At 72.7% G+C, this 18,053-nt stretch carries 17 protein-coding genes and 2 pseudogenes; 12 read left to right on the forward strand and 7 right to left on the reverse strand.

Features of this window, described 5'->3' with window-relative positions; genetic code table 11:
* Together ABT137_RS27115 and ABT137_RS27120 are read left to right on the forward strand one after the other, a co-directional pair.
* On the forward strand, positions 1-222 hold a 222-nt coding region (locus tag ABT137_RS27115; RefSeq protein ID WP_351713303.1), incomplete at its 5' end, for a cytochrome P450.
* 111 nt (positions 223-333) lie between these two features.
* A complete protein-coding gene (locus tag ABT137_RS27120; RefSeq protein ID WP_351713305.1) occupies positions 334-984 on the forward strand; it encodes a hypothetical protein in 651 nt (216 codons plus the stop codon).
* Between the two features lie 18 nt (positions 985-1,002).
* Here the strand turns inward: ABT137_RS27120 and ABT137_RS27125 are convergent, their stop codons facing one another.
* Positions 1,003-1,689 (reverse strand): response regulator transcription factor, encoded by a 687-nt coding sequence (locus ABT137_RS27125; protein ID WP_351713307.1) that lies wholly within the window; start codon positions 1,687-1,689, stop codon positions 1,003-1,005.
* An 87-nt stretch (positions 1,690-1,776) separates the two neighbouring features.
* On the opposite strand from ABT137_RS27125, the pseudogene ABT137_RS27130 reads away from it, so the two are divergent.
* The 3 genes and pseudogenes from ABT137_RS27130 to ABT137_RS27140 all read left to right on the forward strand — a co-directional run.
* Positions 1,777-2,196 (forward strand): annotated as a pseudogene (locus tag ABT137_RS27130) (peptidoglycan bridge formation glycyltransferase FemA/FemB family protein); the annotation flags it as partial.
* Positions 2,197-2,198: 2 nt separating this feature from the next.
* Positions 2,199-2,684: pseudogene (locus ABT137_RS27135) on the forward strand (M15 family metallopeptidase); the annotation flags it as partial.
* Between the two features lie 11 nt (positions 2,685-2,695).
* Complete coding sequence (locus ABT137_RS27140) at positions 2,696-2,851, forward strand: DUF6131 family protein (RefSeq protein WP_351713309.1); 156 nt, start codon at positions 2,696-2,698, stop codon at positions 2,849-2,851.
* 27 nt (positions 2,852-2,878) lie between these two features.
* Here ABT137_RS27140 and ABT137_RS27145 read toward each other — a convergent pair whose 3' ends face one another.
* The 3 genes from ABT137_RS27145 to ABT137_RS27155 all read right to left on the reverse strand — a co-directional run bounded on the left by ABT137_RS27145 (position 2,879) and on the right by ABT137_RS27155 (position 5,288).
* Positions 2,879-3,556 carry a GAP family protein gene (locus ABT137_RS27145; protein WP_351713311.1) on the reverse strand — a complete coding sequence of 226 codons (678 nt, stop codon included), beginning with the start codon at positions 3,554-3,556 and terminating at the stop codon, positions 2,879-2,881.
* Between the two features lie 106 nt (positions 3,557-3,662).
* Positions 3,663-4,685 carry an FUSC family protein gene (locus tag ABT137_RS27150; protein WP_351713313.1) on the reverse strand — a complete coding sequence of 341 codons (1,023 nt, stop codon included), beginning with the start codon at positions 4,683-4,685 and terminating at the stop codon, positions 3,663-3,665.
* Between the two features lie 66 nt (positions 4,686-4,751).
* Positions 4,752-5,288 carry a winged helix-turn-helix transcriptional regulator gene (locus ABT137_RS27155; RefSeq protein ID WP_351713315.1) on the reverse strand — a complete coding sequence of 179 codons (537 nt, stop codon included), beginning with the start codon at positions 5,286-5,288 and terminating at the stop codon, positions 4,752-4,754.
* A 120-nt stretch (positions 5,289-5,408) separates the two neighbouring features.
* On the opposite strand from ABT137_RS27155, the gene ABT137_RS27160 reads away from it, so the two are divergent.
* Positions 5,409-5,714 carry a putative quinol monooxygenase gene (locus ABT137_RS27160; RefSeq protein WP_351713317.1) on the forward strand — a complete coding sequence of 102 codons (306 nt, stop codon included), beginning with the start codon at positions 5,409-5,411 and terminating at the stop codon, positions 5,712-5,714.
* A gap of 74 nt (positions 5,715-5,788) precedes the next feature.
* Entirely contained in the window at positions 5,789-6,559 is a 771-nt protein-coding gene (locus ABT137_RS27165; RefSeq protein ID WP_351713319.1) for an SDR family oxidoreductase, read from the forward strand.
* 22 nt (positions 6,560-6,581) lie between these two features.
* Here the strand turns inward: ABT137_RS27165 and ABT137_RS27170 are convergent, their stop codons facing one another.
* Both ABT137_RS27170 and ABT137_RS27175 read right to left on the reverse strand, forming a co-directional pair.
* Positions 6,582-6,704, reverse strand: coding sequence for a hypothetical protein (locus tag ABT137_RS27170; protein ID WP_351713321.1), 123 nt, complete (start codon positions 6,702-6,704; stop codon positions 6,582-6,584).
* A gap of 65 nt (positions 6,705-6,769) precedes the next feature.
* Positions 6,770-7,471 carry a DUF4232 domain-containing protein gene (locus ABT137_RS27175; protein ID WP_351713323.1) on the reverse strand — a complete coding sequence of 234 codons (702 nt, stop codon included), beginning with the start codon at positions 7,469-7,471 and terminating at the stop codon, positions 6,770-6,772.
* Positions 7,472-7,658: 187 nt separating this feature from the next.
* Between ABT137_RS27175 and ABT137_RS27180 the strand changes: the two genes are divergently transcribed.
* From ABT137_RS27180 to ABT137_RS27190, 3 genes are all read left to right on the forward strand, one after another.
* Positions 7,659-9,014, forward strand: coding sequence for a helix-turn-helix domain-containing protein (locus tag ABT137_RS27180; protein WP_502984582.1), 1,356 nt, complete (start codon positions 7,659-7,661; stop codon positions 9,012-9,014).
* A gap of 120 nt (positions 9,015-9,134) precedes the next feature.
* A complete protein-coding gene (locus ABT137_RS27185; protein WP_351713327.1) occupies positions 9,135-11,801 on the forward strand; it encodes a SpoIIE family protein phosphatase in 2,667 nt (888 codons plus the stop codon).
* A 113-nt stretch (positions 11,802-11,914) separates the two neighbouring features.
* On the forward strand, positions 11,915-12,256 hold the full coding sequence (locus tag ABT137_RS27190; RefSeq protein WP_351713329.1) for a cupin domain-containing protein: 342 nt from the start codon (positions 11,915-11,917) through the stop codon (positions 12,254-12,256).
* On the opposite strand, the gene ABT137_RS27195 is transcribed toward ABT137_RS27190, so the two are convergent.
* The gene (locus ABT137_RS27195; RefSeq protein WP_351713331.1) at positions 12,253-13,617 is read right to left on the reverse strand and encodes a phosphatase PAP2 family protein; all 1,365 of its coding nucleotides are present in this window, start codon (positions 13,615-13,617) and stop codon (positions 12,253-12,255) included. The two genes, ABT137_RS27190 and ABT137_RS27195, sit on opposite strands and share 4 nt — an antisense overlap.
* Positions 13,618-13,892: 275 nt before the next feature.
* Between ABT137_RS27195 and ABT137_RS27200 the strand changes: the two genes are divergently transcribed.
* Positions 13,893-15,239: a S53 family peptidase gene (locus ABT137_RS27200; protein ID WP_351713333.1), complete on the forward strand. Its 1,347-nt coding sequence runs from the start codon at positions 13,893-13,895 to the stop codon at positions 15,237-15,239.
* A gap of 257 nt (positions 15,240-15,496) precedes the next feature.
* Entirely contained in the window at positions 15,497-18,046 is a 2,550-nt protein-coding gene (locus ABT137_RS27205) for an ATP-binding SpoIIE family protein phosphatase (RefSeq protein WP_351713335.1), read from the forward strand.
* Positions 18,047-18,053: the final 7 nt, after the last annotated feature.

Raw genomic sequence — 18,053 nt, forward strand, 5'->3', positions numbered from 1 at the left:
CCGGACCGCTTCGACCCCGACCGGCCGGACAACCAGCACCTCGGCTTCGGCAGCGGCATCCACCTCTGCTTCGGCGGCCCACTGGCCCGCCGCGAAGCCCAGATCGCGCTGACCGAACTGGTCCGCCGCCTCGACGGCCCCACCCTGGTCACCGACCCGCCGCCGTACCGGCGCAGCCCCGTTCTTCGGGGTCCGATCCATCTGCAGGTCGAGCAGAACTGAGCGCTCCGACATGCCGTCTGCCGACTGCGGCGCCGTCGTGGCTGGTCGCGCAGTTCCCCGCGCCCCTTCGGGGCGCTGCGGTTCCCTCAACTCTCCTTAATTCCTGGCGCCGTGACCCTGTGGGTGCGCAGCCTCGACCGGGCCCTCAACCCGTCGGAAGCCACCAGCTACCGGTTCTACGTCAGTCCCACGCCGCCCACCATCACCCCGGCCGACCCGTCGCCCGAGTTCGGCGACACGACCACGTTCACGCTCCGGCCCGACGCCGCGCTCCAGTCGAAGAGCCCGGTCGTCAGCTACTCCGTGCACACCATCAACGGCCCGGGCGGCGACAAGACCTTCGACGTCGCGGCGGCGGCCGACGGCACCGCGACGACGGAGCTCACCATGGACGGCATCAACGGCGAGCATGTCGAGGTGACCAGCAGGAGCGCCAACGGCTGGGTCAGTGATCCGGCGTTCTGGGACATCGACTACGACACGACACCCACCGTCGCCTCCGACGTCTACCCCGAGAACGGTTCCGGCGGCGGTGCGGGCGTCCCGGGCACCTTCACGTTCACGCCGAAGGTGAAGGGCGTCGTCAGCTACACGTACACCTTCAACGCGGAGCCTGAGGTCACGGTCGCCGCGGGAGCCGACGGCACCGCGCGCATCGACTGGACTCCGGACTCGGCCGGTCCCTACGACCTCCAGGTCTACGCGACGACCCGCTCCGGCATCCAGCTGGTCACCTACGACTACTCCTTCACCGTGAACTGACCCCGCGAACCGGCTTCCTCACCTTCCCGTGCGTCCGGTGTCCTGCTGCGTGTCGATGCGGTATCCGGCGCCGGGGACGGTGGCGATGATCCAGGGTTCGCCGAGCCGCTTGCGCAGCGCCGAGACGGTGATGCGCACGGCGTTGGTGAACGGGTCGGCGTTCGCGTCCCACGCGCGTTCCAGGAGTTCCTCGGCGCTGACGACTCCACCTTCGGCGCCGACGAGGACTTCGAGGACGGCGAACTGCTTCCGGGTCAGCGCGACATACTGCCCGTCCCGGTAGACCTCCCTGCGGAACGGGTCCAGCCGCAGTCCCGCGATCTCCCGTACGGGGGGCCTGCTGTGGGCGCGTCTGCGGTCGAGCGCTCGGAGCCTGAGCGCCAGTTCCTGGAGCTCGAAGGGTTTCGTGAGGTAGTCGTCGGCGCCGAGTTCGAAGCCGGACGCCTTGTCGTCGAGGCGGTCGGCCGCGGTGAGCATGAGGATCGGCATCCCGCTGCCGGAGGCGACGATGCGCCGGGCGATCTCGTCCCCCGACGGTCCGGGGATGTCGCGGTCGAGGACGGCGATGTCGTAGCTGTTGACGCCCAGCAGTTCCAGCGCCGTACCGCCGTCCCCCGCGATGTCGGCGGCGATCGCCTCCAGGCGCAGGCCGTCGCGGATGGCCTCCGCCAGATAGGGCTCGTCCTCCACGATCAGCACACGCATGCCATCGAGGCTACGAGCCGGCACCTATGGCCGGCGTATCGGAATCCGCATACGCGCCGGCAACACCGCGCCGCCTTGGCTGGAGGCATGTCCTACAGCGAACCAGCACGAACAGCGGCCGGTGCGGCCGGCGGACCACCGGGCCCGACCGCGCACCACCGAGGCGCCCGGGCCGCGGACGGGCGGCTGAGCGTCGGGCCGATCAGCGCCACCGAGCACCTGGCGTTCGTGCGGGCACAGCGGTCCGTCAGCTTCCTGCAGACCCCGGCGTGGGGCCGCGTCAAGACCGAGTGGCGCAACGAGTCCCTCGGCTGGTTCGACGGCCGGCGGCTGGTCGGTGCCGGGCTCGTCCTGCACCGCCCGGTGCCGCGGCTGGAGCGCTTCACGCCGGCCTACCTGTCCGGCGGGCCCGCCGACCCGGTCGGCGCCCACGTGACCGGCGGGCTCCGGGACGCCGGCTGGCTGCCGCAGAGCCCCGGGGACGGCTTCGGGGTCGGGCATCCGCAGTTGGTTACCGCCCGCAACGCGCCGTGGACTGCTTTCTGCGCTGGTCACAGCAGCCGGAGGACGGCCGGACGAAACCGCGGCACTATCCGAACATCGACAGGGCCCAGATGTTCGACAGGGGATACGTGGCCGCCAGGTCGGGCCACAGCCGGGGAAGCACCGTCGACCTGACCCTGTACCACCTGGCCACGGGTGACCTCGCTGCCATGGGCGGCGGCCATGACCTGATGGATTCGATCTCACATCACGGAGCGCAGGGGATCACGCGGGCCGAGGCGGCGAACCGGCAGTGTCTGCGCTCGGTCATGGCGGCCTCCGGTTTCGGCTCGTACGCGTGCGAGTGGTGGCACTACACGCTGAAAGACGAACCTCATCCGGACACCTATTTCGATTTTCCCGTCACCTGCTCGACCGCCTCCGGAATGACCTCACCGCTCCGGGGAACCCGGCAACCCGACAGAGATCACAGAGCTCATGGAACGCACTAGGAGGTACGGTCATGATTGCTCTCGGCATCATCCTGCTCGTCGTCGGATTCTTCACGGGCATAGCGATCCTGTGGACGCTGGGCATCATTCTGCTCGTCGTCGGGGCCGTCTTCTGGATCATGGGATCCATGGGGCACGCGGTCGCCGGCCGACGTCACTACTGGTGAGCGTGACAGCGTTCTGCCACCCGGCTGTCAGGAGGTGAGGACCGAGATGCCGTCTCCCAGCAGCTTCAGCCCGAGGACGAAGAACAGGACCGCCATCACGGCCACGTTGTGCTGAGCCGCCCAGTCCTTCCAGTTGCCGAGCGTGGTCCTGGCCCGCTCGCCCCCGAGCAGGAAAACCCCCAGTGGGACGAGCAGACCGAGGGTGGCGATCACGACGAAGACCGCCAGGGCCCCGATCTGCTGCCCCACCGGCAGTCCGGCCGAGCCGATCGCGGCGCCCGCGGCGATCGTCAGCGGGGCGTTCTTCGCGTTGAGCGCGGCCAGGGCCACTCCCAGTGCGAAGACCTTGACCGGGGTGAGGCGGTCGATGGCGCTCATCCACTTCGGCAGCCGGGCCTGTGAGGGGTCCCTCGGGCGCCGGTGCCACTGCAGGGCACCGAAGACGACGAGGAACAGGCCAAGGGCGAGCTTGAGGGCGCCCACCCAGGTGGCCGGGTGGCTGTGCGCGGAGGCGTGCGCGGGGGAGGCGATCGCCAGCATGATCGCGCCCAGCACCGCGAGCCCCAGGATCCAGCCGACGGTGAAGAGGACGCCGTTGAGGCGTCCCCGGGGCGTGGCGAGGATCAGGATGATCGCGATGATCGGGAGCGGGCTGACCGCGACGGCGGCCGCGAAACCCAGGACGTCACCGAGAACCGCGCCCATGGTTGCCTCCGACGTACTCGGCACACTCCATCACCTCCATCCTCCTGCGCCCGGCCGGATCTGTCCTCGGGAGCCTGCCGGGCGCCCGGGCCGCACGTCGTGAAGGTCAGCTCCGGGAGCTGTCGCAGAGGTCGAGGATCCTGCTGAACGGCCTGCGGAGCACCACGGCCATCGGCTCCCTGTCGGCCTCGGCGTACCGGGCCAGTCCGGCGCGGGCGGCGGCCGTGTCGGCGCGCGGATCCCGCCCCGCGAGGATCGCCTGCAGGGCGCGCCCGGTGGCCTCGGCGACCGGGAGGAGAGCGGCCCGGGCCCGGGAGAGCGCCGGGGCGGGCCCGTCGCGCACGCTGAAGAACTCGGCCTCGGCGGCCAGGGAGAGGAGTTGGGGCACTGCCCGGACGGCGAGGTCGATCCGGTCGCCCAGTTCGGTCACCTCGGCGCGGTGGCGCCGCCGCAGCGGATTGAACCGCATGGCCTTCTCCGCCTCCCGGGCCTGTATCCCGTAGCCGCGCAGCCGGTCCGCCGCCGCCTGTGTCGCCGCCCGGTTCGCGCGGGCCGCGTCCGGTGACCCGATCGCGCGCGTGCTGTCCACGAGGCCCTCCGTGAGACCGTCCGCGCACTCCCGGGCCAGCGCCGCCACCTCCCTGCGGGGGTCCCGCGGCCAGAGCACCGGAGCGAGGACGGCGGTGACGGCACCGCCCAGCGCGTTCTCCCACAGCCGGGCGACGCCGTACGACTCCGGCGAGGGGTTGGCGAAGACCAGCAGCGAGGTCACGGCGACCTGCACGTTCAGCGTCGTCCCGGAACTGATCACGGTCCCGCAGAGCAGGGCCAGCCCGATCACGACGGCGAGGACGAGCGTGCTCGGCCGGAAGAGGCCGACCACGATGACGCCCAGGGCCACGCCGGCCATCACGCCGAGGATCCTCAGCAGCAGTGCCGTCAGGGACGAGGCGGAATCACCGCGCAGGCACAGCAGCGGAACGATGGCGGCGAACACCGGCGGCTGGTCGGCACCGGCCCACAGCGCCGTCTGCCAGCAGAGCACCGCGATCACCAGGATCCGGGCCGCCGTCGGCCCCTGCACCCGGAGCCTGCGGCCCACCCGCGCCCACGGGGAAACGCCCGTCACCTGCCCACTTTAGGCACACGTCACGACCTGTCGCCCTCCGGTGACACCCCGTGGCATCGAGTCGGCTCAGTCGCGCGCGGAGGCCGGCGTGATCGGCTGAAGGAGCCGTCGTGGGGTGTTGATCGCGTCGGAGACGGGGTCGCCGCCGGTGCCTGCCGGCCGGTGGCCGGGGCCGGGTTCGATCCGGATCTCCGGGACCGGGACGGCCGTACCGCAGTCCCGGCAGCGCCCTTCGGGGTCGAGGAGTCCGCCGTCCAGGTCGTGCCGGAGGAGGCGCTTGACCCCGTTCGGGGAGTAGAAGGCCTCGCCCCAGTTCATCAGGGCGCGCACGGCCGGCCACAGCGCGACGCCCTTGTCCGTCAGCCGGTACTCGACGCCGGCGGCCCCGTCGCTCTCGCGGCTGAGCACGCCCTCCTGGACCAGCGACTTCAGCCGGCTGGTCAGGACGGCCCGCGGGATCCCGAGCTGGGTGGCGAAGTCGCCGAACCTGCGCACCCCGTAGAACGCGTCGCGGACGATCAGGAGCGTCCACCGCTCTCCGACGACCTCCAGCGTGCGTGCGAGGGGGCAGTTCCCGTCCGCGTAGGTGTTGGGGAGGGTCATGCCCGCAATGCTACCAGCGGCGGTTCACTCACTGAACTGGCGATGCTACGGTGTTCACCAGGAGCAGTTCAGTCACTGAACCAGCGGGCTGGACTGTGTCGACCGTGAGGAGAGCGGCCCATGTACCAGTTCCTCGTTTCCTTCACCGTCCGGCCGGACCGCCGCGACGACTTCGTCCGGGCGGCCCGCAGGACCGCTCGTGACTCTCTCGCGAACGAGCCCGGCTCCCATCGCTTCGAGGTCATCGCGGACGAGGAGAACCCGGACGTCTTCTACCTGAACGAGGTCTACGCGGACGTCGACGCGTTCGAGGCGCACGCCGCCGGCCCGTACTTCGCCGCGTTCTTCGCCGAGGCCGGCGCGTACGCCGAGGGCCCGACGTGGCTCATGAGGGGCAACCTCGTCGGCGACAAGGCCACCGCCTGAGCCACCGGCCACGCAGCCGTCATCCACGCAGCCGATTTCCACGCAGCCGATATCCACGAAAGACGAGGCGCATCATGTCGTCGTCCGTGCTCATCACCGGTGCGTCCAGAGGCATCGGCCGGGCCATCGCCGTCGAGCTGGCGGGCCGGGGCCACCGGGTGGTCGCCACCGCCCGCCGGCCGGAGACCCTGGCCGACCTCCCCGTCGACCGGCGGCTGCGCCTCGACGTCACCGACCAGGAGAGTGTCGACGAGGCCGTCCGGGCCGCCGGTGACATCGACGTCCTGGTCAGCAACGCCGGCGACACCATCCGCGCGCCCCTGGAGAGCGTCCCGCTCGCGGAGGTCGAGCGGCTCTTCCAGCTCAACACCCTGGGTGCGCTGCGGGTGACCCAGGCCGTGCTGCCCGCCATGCGGGAGAGGAGGGCGGGCCGTCTCGTCTTCGTCTCCAGCATCCAGGGGCGCCTGGTGCTCCCCCTGATCGGTCCCTACGGCGCCAGCAAATGGGCGCTGGAGGCGCTCGCCGAGACGCTCGCCCTGGAGACGGGCCACTTCGGCGTCAGAGTGAGCGTCGTACAGCCCGGCGCGGTCTCCTCGGGCGGCGCCGAGCGCGCCAGGGTGTTCCTGGGGGAGGACGATCCCTACGCCCCGCTCGCCGCGGCGCTGCCCGTGCTCCGCGGCGAACTCGTCACCCCCGAGGAGGTGGCAGCCACGGTGGCCGACACGATCGAACATCCCGAACCCCCGCTGCGCGTCCCGGCCGGCGCACCCGCCGAGCGGATCCTGCGGGCCCGCAAGGAGGCACCGGAGGACGCGCCCTTCCTGGCGGCCGAGATCGGTTGGTAGGCGTTCCCGCGTTCCGTCCGGCCTACCCGCGGCGGCGGACCGCCGCGGCCTGTGGCAGGTTGTCCGTGCCGCCCAGGACGACGACCTGGAAGGCGGCGCGGAGATAGGCGGTCACGAAGCGGGAGATCCTGCGGGTGCTGCGCATGGCGGGTCACCTTCCTGCCGGGGCGGTCCGAGGGCCGGTGCTGCGAACGAGTGCCGGTGCGTTCGTCACCAGTTGATGGCGTCGTCCATCGACTGCTGCCAGTACGTGACCTTGAGCGAGTCGTCGACGTAGACGCCCTTCGCGGGCAGCGACGGGTGGGCGCCCGTGCCGACGCTCTCGTTGCCGGAGCGGCCGTGGAAGTAGACGTCCAGGGAGTTGACGGTGTGGCCGTTCGTGCCGCTGCCGTCGGTGGCGGACAGGTTCACCGAGGCGTAGCCGGACTCGCCCGGCGCGAGCGTGACGACGGCCTGCGGCTGCGAGTCCTCGATCACCGGGGGGACGGACTGGGCCTCGCCGAAGCGGACGGCCGGGTAGAAGTAGAGGTAGCAGGTCCTGCTGCCGGTGTTGGTCACCGTGAGGAGCATGTGGTTCACCGGGCGGTTCAGCGGGGCCGCGACCGTCTTGGTGTTGGACCCCTCACAGGTGACCGGCTTGCCGGCCGAGGTGGGCGCCTTCGCGGCGGGGGTGCCCGCGGCGGACTTCGGCGTGCCGGTGGTGGTCCCGGCCTCCGGGGCGGAGGTGGCGGAGCCGGAGGACGGAACGGAGGACGGAGCGGAGGAAGAGGCGTGCGCGGTGGGGGTGGTGGCCGCGACGCTCTCGGCGTGGACGCCCGTGCCGTCGTTGCACGCGGTCAGGGACAGCGCGGCGAGTGCGACGGTCGTGGCGGCGCCGGCGAGACGGATGCGGGAGGTGCGGAGGCTGGACATGTGGACGTGCCCCTTCGGTGTTCGGGTGGCGGTGGTGATTGGATGACCGAAGCCTGCGCGGCGATCTGTCCCAACTGCCAGGCACGGCGGGCAGTTGGGGACACTGGAACGCGGAAACGGGCTCCGACCAGGGCGAACACCGTGGCCCTGGAACGTGGGACTGGAACGCGAGGGGATGGGGGAACGGGTGTCAGGGGCAACAGGGGCCGACGCGACGGAGGCGTTCGCGCTGCTGCTGCGCGAGCTCAAGGACCGCTCGGGGCTCAGCTACGGGGTGCTCGCCAAGCGGCTGCACATGAGCACGTCGACGCTGCACCGGTACTGCAACGGCACGGCGGTGCCCGTCGAGTACGCACCGGTGGAGCGCCTCGCACGGCTCTGCCGGGCGACGCCGGAGGAGCTGGTGGAGCTGCACCGGCGCTGGATCCTGGCGGACGCGGCACGGGGGAGCCGGGCGGACCAGGCCACGGCGACGGGTGCGCCGCAGAAGGCCGATGCCACTGCGTCACCCGGACCTGGCGACGGCGGTGAGCCGGTCGCCGTCGGCTCCGACGCGCCCGGAGTCGGCGACGGCGGTGAGCCGGTCGTCGTCGACCTGCCGCGGGAGCCCGCGGCGCCGCGTCGGCGCCGTACCGCACTGATCGCCTCCGTCGCGGTGGCCGCCGTGCTGGGGGCCGTCGTGTTCGCCGCGCAGCTGTCGCTCGGCGGCGGGCACGGCGGCGCGGGCGACCAGCAGGCGGCCGGCGACGCCGCCGCCGTCAGCGGTACACCGGATACCGGGAAGACGTTCCTCTCCCCGCCCCCGAGTGCGACCGGACGCAAGCCCTCCGCATCGGCCTCCGCCACCCCCACCGAGTCCGCGGGGACCGGCTCCGGCGGTTCGGCGGACGACGGCAAGCAGGGCGGCGGAGCCCAGGACACCGACGGCGGCACCACCGGCACCGCCGTCCCGCTCACCGTCAACACGCGTCCGTACGTCTACGACGACCCGTGCAGCCAGCACTTCCTCGTCGACAGCGAACCCGCGCAGGTCGGCCCGCCGGCGAGCGAGCAGGACGCCCCGCGCTGGGCCGCGGCGTACGGGGCGGTGTCCTCGGGCGAACAGGAGATCGCCCTCACCGTCCAGGGCACCGGCACGGAGACCGTCGTCCTGGAGGCGCTGCACGTGCGCGTGCTCAGCAAGGGCGCACCGCTCGCCTGGAACGACTACTCGATGGGCGTCGGCTGCGGCGGTGGCGTCGGGACCAAGTCGTTCGACATCGACCTCGACAACGGCAGCCCCATGGTCACCGCCAAGAACGGCCAGCGCGACTTCCCGTACAAGGTCAGCGAGTCCGACCCGGAGGTCTTCTACGTCTTCGCCCGCACCAAGGCCCACGACGTCCGCTGGGACCTCACCCTGGACTGGTCCAGCGGCAGCCGCCGCGGCACCGTCCACGTCGACAACGCCGGCACCGCCTTCCGCACCAGCGGCGACGCGGGCCGCCCGGGCTACGACTACCCGCTGGGCGGCAGCGAGTGGATCCCGCGGGAGGGGGGCTGACGGCGCGCGGCGCCGTCAGCTCACGTGTCGTAGCCGCCCGGACGCGGAGCGCGCCGGCGGCATGAACGGATGCGGCCCGGGGGTGATGGAGCCTTGCCGGTTTGGTGTTATATGAGCCCTATGCGCCATATGCTCCGGCAGCTGCGGTCCTCGTACGGGATACGCAGCGTTGCCGGTCAGATGTTCCTTCTGCAGGTCGGAGTCGTCCTGGTTCTCGTGGCGACGGCGGTCGCCGCCCTCCTGCTCCAGTCGCGGACCGACGCCGAGCGGGAGGCCCGGAACCGCACGCAGGCCGTAGCCTCCTCCGTCGCCGCGGACCCGACCGTGCGCCAGGAACTGGCCGGCGCCCATCCGACGGCCGCGCTCCAGCAGTTGGCCGAGGAGACCCGCCGGCACACCCACGTGGACTTCGTCGTCGTGATGAGCCCCGAGGGCATCCGCTACACCCATCCGAACCCCGCCGAGATCGGCCGCCGCTACATCGGCAGCATCGGGGCGGCGCAGCGCGGCGGCACCGTCACCGAGACGACGACCGGGACGCTCGGCCCCTCCGTCCGGACCGTCGTGCCCGTGACCACCGCCGAGGGCAAGGTCGTCGGGCTGGTCTCCGCGGGCATCACCGTCCACCAGGTGAGCCTGGCGGCCGCCCGGCAGGTGCCGCTCGTCGTGACGGGCACGGGGCTGGCGCTCGCGGCCGCCACCAGCGGCACGGCACTCATCGGCAGGCGCCTGTGCCGCCAGACGCGCGGTCTGGGGCCGGCGCAGATCACGCGCATGTACGAGCATCACGACGCCGTTCTGCACTCGGTGCGCGAAGGCGTCCTGATCGTCGACCGGCAGGGCCGGCTGCTCCTGGTCAACGACGAGGCGCGGCGGCTGCTGGGGCTGGCCGCGGACGTGGACGGCCGGCCCGTCACCGACCTGGGGATCGCCCCCAGGGCCGAGGAGTTCCTCGCGTCCGGCAGGCCGGCCACGGACGAGGTGATCGAGGTCGGCGACCGGCTGCTGGCCGTCAGCCAGCGCCCCACGGACGGGCCGCCCGGACCGGGCGGCTGGGTCGCCACCCTGCGGGACACCACCGAACTCACCGCGCTGACCGGCCGGATCGAGGTGGTCCAGGAACGGCTCACGCTGCTGTACGACGCCGGACTGCGCATCGGCACCACCCTCGACGTGACCCGCACCGCCGAGGAACTGGCGGAGTTCGCCGTGCCGGGATTCGCCGACTACGTCACCGTCGACCTGGCCGACACCGTGCTGCGCGGCGAGGAACCGGACGAGGCGGACGCGGCCCAGCTGCGCCGGGTCGCCCTGCACGGCATCCGGCAGGGCGTGCCGCTCTATCCGCCCGGCGCGCTCATCCACTTCGACCCCTTCACCCCGCAGGGCGAGGGCTTCGGTTCCGGGCGGATGGTGCTGGAGTCCGACATGGCGGCCTTCTCCGGCTGGCAGGCCCAGGACCCCGACCGGGCCCGCCAACTGGTGGCCTACGGCATCCACTCCATGATCGCCGCTCCGCTGCGGGCCCGCGGCGTGGTCCTCGGCGTGGCGACCTTCTGGCGTTCCAAGGAGCCGACCTCCTTCACCAGGGAGGACCTCTCACTCGCGGAGGAGCTGGTCGCCCGCGCGGCCACCAGCATCGACAACGCGCGCCGCTTCACCCGGGAGCGCACCATGGCGGTCACCCTGCAGCGCAGCCTCCTGCCGCACGCCCTGCCGGAGCAGAACGCGCTCGACGTGGCGTACCGCTACCTGCCGGCCGGGGCGGGGCTGGGCGGCGTCGGCGGCGACTGGTTCGACGTGATACCGCTGCCCGGAGCGCGCGTCGCCATCGTGGTCGGCGACGTCGTGGGCCACGGACTGCACGCCGCCGCCACCATGGGCCAGCTGCGCACCGCCGTGCACAACCTCTCGACGCTCGACCTGCCGCCCGACGAACTCCTCTGGCACCTCGACGAGTTGGTCACCCGCATCGACCAGGACCGGGACGGCGGAGGCGGCACCCGCACCCTCACGGGCGCCACCTGCCTGTACGCGATCTACGACCCGGTCTCCCGGGTGTGCGCCATGGCCAGGGCGGGTCACCTGGAACCGATCATCGTGCTCCCGGACGGCGACGCCCACCTGCCCGGCGTACCGGCCGGGCCGCCGCTCGGGCTGGGCGGGATGCCGTACGAGACGAGCGAGGTGCAGCTGCCCGAGGGCAGCGGCATCGTGCTCTACACCGACGGCCTGATCGAGGACCGGCGCGAGGACATCGACGAGGGCATCGAGCGCCTGCGCCGGTCCATGGCCGTGGTGGGACGCACGCCGGACCAGATGTGCCGGGCGGCCATGGACGCCATGCTGCCCGGGGCGTCCCGGGACGACGTGGCCCTGCTCGTCGCCCGCACCCGGGCGCTGGACGACGAGCACACCGCGTACTGGACCGTGCCGTCCGATCCCTCGGCCGTCGCCGGGGTCCGGGCCGCGGCCACCGACCTGCTGCGGGACTGGGGCCTGAAGGAGGAGGCGTTCACCCTGGAGCTGATCCTGAGCGAGCTGGTCACCAACGCCATCCGGCACGCGACGGGCCCCGTCGGGGTACGCCTGATCCACGACCGCTGCCTCATCTGCGAGGTCTCCGACGGCAGCAGCGTCTCCCCGCACCTGCGCCGGGCCGCCACCATGGACGAGGGCGGCCGCGGCCTCTTCCTGGTGGCCCAGTTCGCCGACCGCTGGGGGACGCGCTACACCCCGGCCGGAAAGGTCATCTGGACCGAGCAGTGGCTCGGCACGGGGTCCTGAACCGGCACGGCGCCGTCGCCGGACCGGTCCCGCGCAGCGGTTGCGCACCCGGTCCGTAGCCAAGAAGTATGCCCGGAGGTCGATGTCCCGCGATCAAGACCGGAGGCGGCGCGGTGAGCAAGCCGGAGCTGGAGTTCCATGTCCCCGACGGACCGTGGCGGACCCCGGCCGGTGCCGGTCCGGGGGTCGAGGAGCGCGTCCTGGCCGACGACCCCGAGCGCGGATCCCGTACCGCGCTGGTCCGCTGGGCGCCGGGCACGGACACCTCGGCGGACGGGGTGACCCGCCACGACTTCTGGGAGGAGGTCTACCTCGTCGAGGGGGCCCTGCACGACCTGACACTGGACCGCACCTTCACCGCCGGCATGTACGCCTGCCGCCCGCCCGGCATGCCGCACGGCCCCTGGACCGCCCCGGACGGCGTCACCATGCTGGTGATCACGTATCCCGCCTAGACGCTCCGCTGGAATTGCCGCGATGCGCCGTCGTTCGTCTGCGGCGCCGTCGTGGCTGGTCGCGCAGTTCGCCGCGCCCCTTCGGGCCGCGGGTCCCAGTGGTTGACGGTCCGCACGTAGTCGTAGACCACCGAGGCCGTCGCCAGGACGAGCAGCGGGCCGGCCACCCAGCGGTGCGTGGCCATCTCCAGCGGCAGCCAGCGGTAGGAGACCAGGAGCGCGGCGAAGACCGCCGTACCGTGGGCGACCAGCCGGACGCCCGAGCGGTCCCAGCCGCGGTCGAACGTGCGCAGGGCCGCCTCTACCGTGAGCGCGAACACCGCGCCGGCGAGGAGATCCGCGCCGTAGTGGTAGCCGAAGCCCAGCGTCGCGGTGACCGTGGCGACCAGCCAGAACGTGCCCGCCCAGCGCAGCGCCCGGGGGCCCCGCCGGGAGTGCACGAAGATCGCGGTGGCCCACGCCGTGTGCAGGCTGGGCATGCAGTTGCGCGGGGTGAACCCGTCGTACGACACGGGGTGCGGGGCGGTGATCCGCGGCACCGTGCGCGGCCACAGGTCGGGGACCGGCCAGTGCCCGCCGTGCGGCGGCCGCTCCGGCCAGAGGCTGACCGACGCCCAGTGGTCGGCGCCGGTGCCGTAGGCGAAGACCGGTCCGACCACCGGGAAGATCATGTAGACGGCCGGCCCGAGCAGGCCTATCACCAGGAAGGTGCGGACCAGGTGGTGGCGCGGGAAGCGGCGGTCGGCCGCCACGTCGCGCAGCTGGTACAGCGCGACGGCGACCGCCGCCACGGCGAGCTGGCCGTAGACGACGTCGAGGAGGTTGAAGCCGACCGGGCCGGTGGCCGTGACGATCCGGCCCGCCAGCCACGAGGGGTTGCCCAGGGCGTGGTCGGCGGTGGCCACGTACTGGTCGAGCACCGCCGGGCGGGTCTTCGAGGTGATGAGCAGCCAGGTGTCGCCGGTCTTGCGGCCGGTCACCAGGAGCAGGCCCAGTCCGACGCCCTTCAGCAGCAGGACGCGCTCCGGGCCGGTGCGGCGGGTCACGGCGACGACCCCGCAGCCGAGCAGCACCCACAGCGCGCCGTTGCCGAACGGCTGGCCGTGGGTCACCCCGGCCCCGGTCGCCCACCGGACCGCCGCGAAGGCGAGGTCGATGCCGATCGCGGCGCCGAGCGCGACGCACCGCTGCCGCCAGGTGAGCACCACCATCGTCAACGCCAGCCCGGCGTACAGCAGGAAGCCGGACTTCGGGGCGCATATCACCTCGCGGGCCTGGTTGGTGAGTGGACCCGGCAGACCGTAGTGACGTGCGGCGACCTCCAGTGCGACGAGGAACGCGAAGGCCGTGGCAGCCGCCACGGCCCAGGGTCTCAGTGATGTGTGTCTCAAGTTCCGGCCGATTTGCTAGAGGTTGAAGGAGAGTTGAGGTCCTGTTCGACGAGGGAAGACGGAAAGACCGCGGTCGGGGTTCCAGTTCTGTCCTCGACGGCGGGAAGGCTAACGGCGGGACAACGCGGGGTAAAGGGTTCGGCATCGTCGGTTCAACGCGCTTGATCTGTGCATGACCTGTCCGGTGTGATGCGCGGAGACCACGTCGAGATCACTTCGTGAGACTCCGAACCACAGGGGGATCCATGCAGATAGCCCGTACCGGGCGGGGCGTCGCGGCTGCCACGTCCGTCGCCGCCCTGGCGGCCACCGCGCTCACGGCCGCCGCGCCCGCCGCCGCACCGCACACCCTCGCGGTACCGGCCGTCGTCGGGCACACCCTGGCGCACCGGGTGAGCAGCCCGCTCTCCAGCGCGCAGTGCCAGGCCAAGTGGCAGATCAACTGCTACACCCCGCTCCAGTACCGCAGCGCGTACGACCTGAACGCCCTCTACCGCAAGGGCGTCACGGGCAAGGGCCGCACCATCGTCATCGTCGACTCGTACGGCTCGCCGACCGTCCAGCACGACCTCGACGTCTACAGCAAGCAGTTCGGTCTGCCCAGCACCAAGGTGAAGGTCGTCAAGTGGGGGCACGTCCCCGCCTTCGACCCCAAGAACTCCGACATGACCGGCTGGGCCGGCGAGACCACCCTGGACGTCGAGATGGCGCACGCGGTGGCGCCCGCCGCGAAGATCGTCGTCGTCGAGACGGCCGTCTCCGAGACCGAGGGCACCACCGGTCTGCCGGAGATGATGGACGCCGAGAAGTACATGATCGACCACGGCGTCGGCGACGTCATCAGCCAGAGCTTCGGCGCCACCGAGAACACCTTCCCCGGCTTCGCCAAGGGTGACTTCTCCAGCATCAAGAAGCTGCGGTACGCCTTCCAGGACGCGAACCGCAAGCACGTCACCGTGCTCGCCGCCTCCGGTGACGGCGGCGCCACCGACCTCCAGGCGGACGGCAAGACGTACTACAAGAAGCGCGTCAACTCCTGGCCCTCCTCGGACCCGCTGGTCACCTCGGTCGGCGGCACCCAGCTCCACCTCGACGACAAGGGCAACCGCGTCAAGCCGGACAGCGTCTACAACGACTACGGCTCCGGCGGTGGCGGCCAGTCCCACGTGTTCACCCGCCCGTCCTTCCAGAACGGCGTGAAGAAGGTGGTCGGCACCCGCCGCGGCACCCCGGACATCTCGATGTCCGCCGCGGTCGACGGCGGCGCCTGGATCTACTCCAGCTTCGACCCGACCGCCACCGGCTGGGACGTCAGCGGCGGCACCAGCGAGGCCACCCCGCTCTTCGCGGGCATCGTCGCCCTCGCCGACCAGGCCGCCGGCCACCGCCTCGGCAACATCCAGAAGCGGCTGTACGACCTCTCCTCCTACCGCTCCAAGCTCACCGGCATCGTCGACGTCAACGACGGCACGAACAACAGCTACCAGGGCGTGACCGGCTACAAGGCCGTCAACGGCTACGACCTCGCCACCGGCGTCGGCACCGTGGACGCCCTGCGCTTCGTCCCGGCCCTCGTCAAGCAGAAGCCCTGACGCTGCCGGCACCGCACCGCACGGACGACGGCCCGGGTCCCGTACCCGGGCCGTCTCCCGTTTCCGCCCCGGCCTCGTGAGCGGGGGCGCGGTGAGGGCGGCGGAGGTGCGGAGGTGACGTGCCGGGGTGGGCGAAGGACGATGGAGGAGAGGTGTGAGGGCGACGCGGTGAGACCGGTCGGCTCCGGGGCCCATGGCCTCCTCGGCGTTCGCCCGGGGCCGGGGCGGACGGGCCGGCAGAACGGGCGGTGACCGGCATGCGTGATGCCACCCCGAGCGGCGGGAGCGGCGCCGTACCGCCCGAGCCACCCGTCCCGCGCGATCCGCCCGATCCGCCCGATCCGCCCGATCCGGCGGACCCGGCGGACCCGGCGGACCCGGCGGATCCGCCCGATCCGGTGGATCCGGCGGATCCGCCCGATCCGGTGGATCCGGCCACGGCGGTCGTCGACGACCGGGGAGTCGTGACGGGATGGAGCGCGGGTGCCGAGCGGCTGCTCGGCTACCCCAGCCAGGAGGCCGTCGGCAGCCCCGTCAGCAGGCTGGTCGCCTCGGACGGCGGCACCGGGGACGGCCTCGCGGCCCTGCGCGGGACCGCGACGACGGCCCTGTTCCGGCACCGGGACGGCCGCTCCGTGCCGGTGCGGGTGCGGGCGTATCCGTCGGTCGACGGCGAGGGCCGCGCCCAGCGGCTCCTCGTGGTGACGTCACCGGAGTCACCGGAGCCGCCGCAGCCGGACGGGGTGACCGGGGACGAGGCGTTCGCCCAGTGCAGGCTGGCCCTGATGGTGTACGACTCCGCGCTGCGGGTCGTGAAGGCGAGCGCCGGTGCCGTGCGCGAACTCGGCCTGCGCGAGGAGCGGATGCGCGGCCGGCACGTCACCGAGATCCTGCCGCGGCACCTGTGCCACCAGGTCGCGGACGGCATGGTCCGGGTGCTGGCGACGGGCGAGCCCGAGGAGTTCCGCCTCCGGGGCCGGGTCCGGTCGGACGGCCCCGAGCGGGTCTGGTCGGTCACCGTCTCCCCGCTCGTCACACCGGCGGGGCAGGTGCGGCACGTGGAGGTCTCCGCGCTGGACGTCAGCGAGCAGTACCTGGCCAGGGAGCGGCTCGCGCTGCTCAACGACATCAGCGCCCGGGTGGGCAGCACCCTGGACGTGATGCGCACGGCGCAGGAGATGGCCGACGTCACGGTGGAGCGGCTGGCCGACTTCATCACCATCGACCTGCTCGACTCCCTGTACCGCGGCGTCGAGCCGAAACCGTCCGGGACGGGCCGGGTCCCGCTGCGGCGGGCGGCCCAGCAGTCCGTGCTGCGCGGTGCGCCCGAGGCGGTGATCGAGCCGGGAGACGTGGACGACTACCCCGCGTCCGCGCCCCCCGTCCGCTGCCTGGCCACCGGCAGGTCCTCGCTGCACACCACCGGGGACGCGGCGATCCGGAACTGGGAGCTCGCCGATCCCGGGCGGGCGGGTGTGGTCCGCAGGTTCGGGATCCACTCGGTCATGGTCATTCCGCTGCGCGCCCGCGGCATCACCCTCGGTGTGGCGGTCCTCGTCCGGCACCGGCGCGCGGAGCCCTTCACCCACGACGACCTGCTGCTGGCCGAGGAGATCGCCGCGCGCACCGCCGTGGCCGTGGACAACGCCCGCCGCTACACCCTCGAACGCGGCACCGCCCTGGCCCTGCAGCGCAGCCTCCTGCCGAGCCGGCTCTCGGCCCAGGACGCGGTCGAGGCGGCCCACCGCTACCTGCCGGCCCGTACCCGGGCGGGGCCGGGCGGCGACTGGTTCGACGTGATCCCGCTCTCGGGCGCCCGGGTCGCCCTGGTGGCGGGCGACGTGGTGGGCCACGGGCTGCGGGCCTCGGCCACCATGGGACGGCTGCGGACCGCCGTGCGCACCCTGGCCGACGTCGACCTGCCCGCCGACGAACTGCTCACCCACCTCGACGACCTGGTCACCCTCCTCGCGGCCGAGGAGGAGAGCACCGCGGAGCACGAACCCGACGTCGAGGCCTGCACCGACCTCATCGCCACCTGTCTGTACGTGGTCTACGACCCGGTCTCCCGCCGGTGCACGGCCGCCAGCGCGGGCCATCCGCCACCCGTCGTCGTCGGCCCGGACGGCCCGGCGGACTTCCTCGACGTGCCGCCCGGACCGCCGCTGGGCGCGGGCGGGCTGCCCTTCGAGACCGCCGAGCGGGTGCTGCCCCCGGGCAGCCTCCTCGCGCTGTACACCGACGGCCTGGTCCAGGACGCCACGCACGACCTGGCCGGCGGTCTGGCGCGGCTGCGCCGTGCCCTCGGCCGGGCCGCCTCCCGGCCGCTGGAGGAACTGTGCGACGAACTGCTGCGGACGCTGCTGCCCGCGCAGCCCCAGGACGACGTCGCCCTGCTCCTCGCGCGCACCCGGGCGCTCGACGCCGACCGGGTCGCCACCTGGGACCTGCCCTCCGACCCGGCCCGGGTGGCCGACGCCCGCGCCCAGGTGCTGGCCCGGCTGGAGGACTGGCACCTGCCGGACATGGCGTTCACGGCCGAGCTGGTGGTCAGCGAGCTCGTCACGAACGCGATCCGCTACGGGCAGCCGCCCGTCCAGCTGCGGCTGATCCGGGGGACCACACTGCTCTGCGAGGTCTCCGACGGCAGCGGCACCGCCCCGCACCTGCGCCGGGCCCGCACCTACGACGAGGGCGGCCGCGGCCTGCTGCTCGTCGCCCAGCTCGCCCGCCGCTGGGGCACCCGCCACCAGGCCGGCGGCAAGACCATCTGGGCCGAGATCGAAATCCCCGGTCCGGACAGGTGACGGCGGC

It is taken from the genome of Streptomyces sp. NPDC001980, assembly GCF_040296885.1.
Classification (GTDB): Bacteria; Actinomycetota; Actinomycetes; order Streptomycetales; family Streptomycetaceae; genus Streptomyces.